This is a genomic window from Streptomyces sp. S3(2020) (assembly GCF_013044505.1).
In the GTDB taxonomy this organism is placed as follows: Bacteria; Actinomycetota; Actinomycetes; order Streptomycetales; family Streptomycetaceae; genus Streptomyces.
The window spans coordinates 1-3357 of the sequence record NZ_JABERD010000429.1; the positions used below are offsets into that span (position 1 = coordinate 1).

Sequence of the window (3357 nt, forward strand, 5' to 3'; positions counted from 1 at the left end):
GTGGTGGGGGCGGTGGCTTCTTCGCGGGCCAGTTCTGCGGTGAGGCCTGCGGCGAGGGTGGTGGTGCGTTCGTTTTCTTGGTCGTCTTGGTCGTCTTGGTCTTCAGCCTCGGCTTCGCCTTCGACTGTTGTGATCCCGCCCGCACCACCCATGACAGTTTCGTCGTCGGGTGCGGGTGGCCCCTGTGGGGGCTCGTCGCCGTCGGCGGCTGCGGGTTCGTCTGCGGATGTCGGTGTGGCTGCCCGTGTGGCTGTGGGCTCGGTCGGTGTCGCGAGGTAGTCCAGGACCCGGGACAGGGTCGGGGCGTCCGTCTCCGGGCCCGTGGTGTCGGGGGTCCGTCGTACTCCCTGTGCGTCCAGGACTCGGTGGAGGCGGGCCGCGTCGAGGCGCCACTTTCGGTCGACGACCTCTTCCGGGTACTCCTGCCAGTCGACCGGGGACCAGTCGGGGCCGGACTCCGCCGGGCCGCCGTGGAAGAGGCGGGCGGCCAGGAGGGAGGTGGCCTCGTCGATCGTGCCGGGCTCTTCCAGGAGGTCACAGGCCGGTCGTTCACCCAGGCGGGAGGCGAAGCCCTCGGCCAGGCGGTCTCGCCGGGAGAGTTCCGTGAGCGCGGCCACCACTCCCGCGTCCAGGCGGGACGGCCAGCGGCCCATCCGCCAGGCGGGCAGCGCCACGCGGGTCAGGAGGCGGTCCCAGCCGGCGTAGGCCAGACCCACCTGCTCTTGGGCGACGATCCGCAGACCGTAGTCCACGGCCTGTGCGCGCTCGGCCGCCGCGGCGGCGACGCCTCGCTCCATCTGGGACGCGTGCTCCCGGCAGCTGCGCAGCAGCAGACGGGCCACCCAGCCGACGCCGGCACACACCACGCGGGTCATCGGGCAGCGGCCGGATGTCGAGGACACGGCCACCGCGGCGTCCAGGCCGCGGACGAAACGGCGGGCCGCGGCTATGTCCGGGTGCGCCGAGGGACCCGTACCGGCGACGACCGGTGCGAGGACCGCGCGGAGCTCACCGACCCGCATCCACCACAGGAACGGGGAGCCGATGACCAGGACGGGCGCCGCCGTCGTACGCCGCGAGCCGCGGGCTCCCGTGAGCTCGTCGCGGTCCTCACGCGTCGGCGGGCCGTGGGACGGATGGGTGCGGTCCTCCAGCCAGCTGTCGCAGTCCGGAGTGAGCGCTATCGCGGAGGGGGCGGGCACATCGAGACGGTCGGCCAGGTCGCGCACCATGCGGTACAGGTCCGGCGCCGACTCCTCGGCGATCGCGACCGTCGGGCTCATGGCGGGGCGGGCACGGGCGACGACCAGGGCGATACCGGCGGCGGCCAGCAGGACGAGCGCGGCGAACGGCGTGACGACCCAGCGGGCGGTATGCCAGCCCGGGCCCACGAAGTGGCCGGTGGAGCCTCCGGCGTACAGCACCACGGCGACGGCCGCCGGCAGCAGCGCGACGGCCAGCGCCCGGCTGCGGATGCGCAGCACGGCGAGCGCCCGGGAGCGCGCGGCCTGTGCGCCCGCCTCTCCACCCATACCGGTCACGACCGGGTGTCACCCCCTCCCTGCTGTCCTGGCTGCCTGACTGTCCTGGCGTTGCTCACTCCCCCACTGTGGCACCCACCACTGACATCGCAATGCCGGTGGGCCAAGTGCCGGAACGCTTGCGCCGCACCCTAGTTGGGGCCCCGGCCCACGTCAGCCGGAAAAGGGATCGGTCACTCGATGGAATGGCTTTGGGGAAAGGTGGATGACGGACAGCGATGATCAGGCCTTGGTTCTTGACCCAAGTTCAGCCCCTGTCCGACGTGCGGCGCCCGGTCTGTGCCCGGTCCGTGCCCGGTCTGTGGCGGGGCCGGCGCGGGGGTCGGGCACGCGTCAGGCCCCGAATCCTGAGACGGATTCGGGGCCTGTCGGGTTCATCCGATCTGCCGGTTTTTCCGGTTACTCCGGCCGTGCTGGCTGTGCTGGCTGTGCTGGCTGTGCTGGCTGTGCTGGCCCTACCGGCTATTCGCCCGCCGCGGCCTTCGCCGCGATGTCCGTGCGGTGCTGGGAGCCGTCGAGACGGATGCGGGCGACCGCCTGGTACGCGCGGTCGCGAGCCTCGTCCAGGTCCTTGCCGGTCGCCGTGACGGACAGGACGCGGCCGCCGGCGCTGACCACGGCGTCGCCGTCGTGCTTGGTGCCGGCGTGCAGGACGTACGCGTGCGGGGCGTCCTCGGCGGCCACCTCGTCGAGGCCGGTGATCGGGTCGCCGGTGCGCGGGGTGCCGGGGTAGTTGTGCGAGGCGACGACCACGGTGACCGCGGCGTCGTCGCTCCAGCGCAGTGGCGCCAGGTCGGCGAGGTCGCCCTTGGCGGCGGCCAGCAGGAGCCCCGCGAGGGGGGTCTTCAGACGAGCCAGGACCACCTGGGTCTCGGGGTCGCCGAAGCGGGCGTTGAACTCGATGACACGGACGCCGCGCGAGGTGATCGCGAGACCGGCGTAGAGGAGCCCGGAGAAGGGGGTGCCGCGGCGGCGCATCTCGTCGACGGTCGGCTGGAGGACGGTCTGCAGGACCTCTTCCACCAGCTTCGGGTCGGCCCAGGGCAGCGGGGAGTACGCGCCCATGCCGCCGGTGTTCGGGCCCTCGTCGCCGTCCAGGGCGCGCTTGAAGTCCTGGGCGGGCTGGAGCGGGACGACGGTCACGCCGTCGGTGACGGCGAAGAGGGAGACCTCGGGGCCGTCGAGGAACTCCTCGATGACGACGCGCTCACAGGAGTTGGCATGCGCCCTGGCCGCCTCCAGGTCGGGCGTGACGACGACGCCCTTGCCGGCCGCGAGACCGTCGTCCTTGACGACGTAGGGGGCACCGAAGGCGTCGAGGGCCTCGTCGACCTCCTCGGGGGTCGCGCAGACGTAGGAACGCGCGGTGGGAACGCCCGCCCCCGCCATCACGTCCTTCGCGAAGGCCTTGGAGCCCTCTAGCTGCGCGGCCTCACCGGAGGGGCCGAAGACCGGGATGCCGACCTCGCGCACGGCGTCGGACACCCCCGCGACAAGGGGTGCCTCCGGGCCGACGATCACGAGCTCGGCGCCGAGCTCGGTGGCCAGCGCGGCGACGGCCGTGCCGTCCAGGGCGTCGACCTGGTGCAGCTCGGCGACCTCGGCGATGCCGGCGTTGCCGGGGGCGCAGTACAGCGCGGTGACGTCGGGGTCGAGGGACAGGGAGCGGCACAGGGCGTGTTCGCGGGCGCCGCTGCCGATGACGAGGACCTTCACGGGGTCAGCGTAACCGGCTCTGGGCTCGGGGCAGTGTGCGGGTGTGTGAGTTGCGCTTATCAACCTCTCCCGGCGCCGCGCAACGGGGAGTTGTCAAACC

General features: G+C 72.8%; 2 protein-coding genes. Both read right to left on the reverse strand.

Annotated features, from left to right (window positions below):
• Positions 1 to 1541 (reverse strand): hypothetical protein (locus tag HLK59_RS49085; protein ID WP_171148186.1); only part of this gene is annotated, 1541 nt, incomplete at its 3' end.
• 462 nt (positions 1542 to 2003) lie between these two features.
• The gene (gene purD / locus HLK59_RS49090) at positions 2004 to 3257 is read right to left on the reverse strand and encodes a phosphoribosylamine--glycine ligase (RefSeq protein WP_171148187.1); all 1254 of its coding nucleotides are present in this window, start codon (positions 3255 to 3257) and stop codon (positions 2004 to 2006) included.
• Positions 3258 to 3357 lie beyond the last annotated feature (100 nt).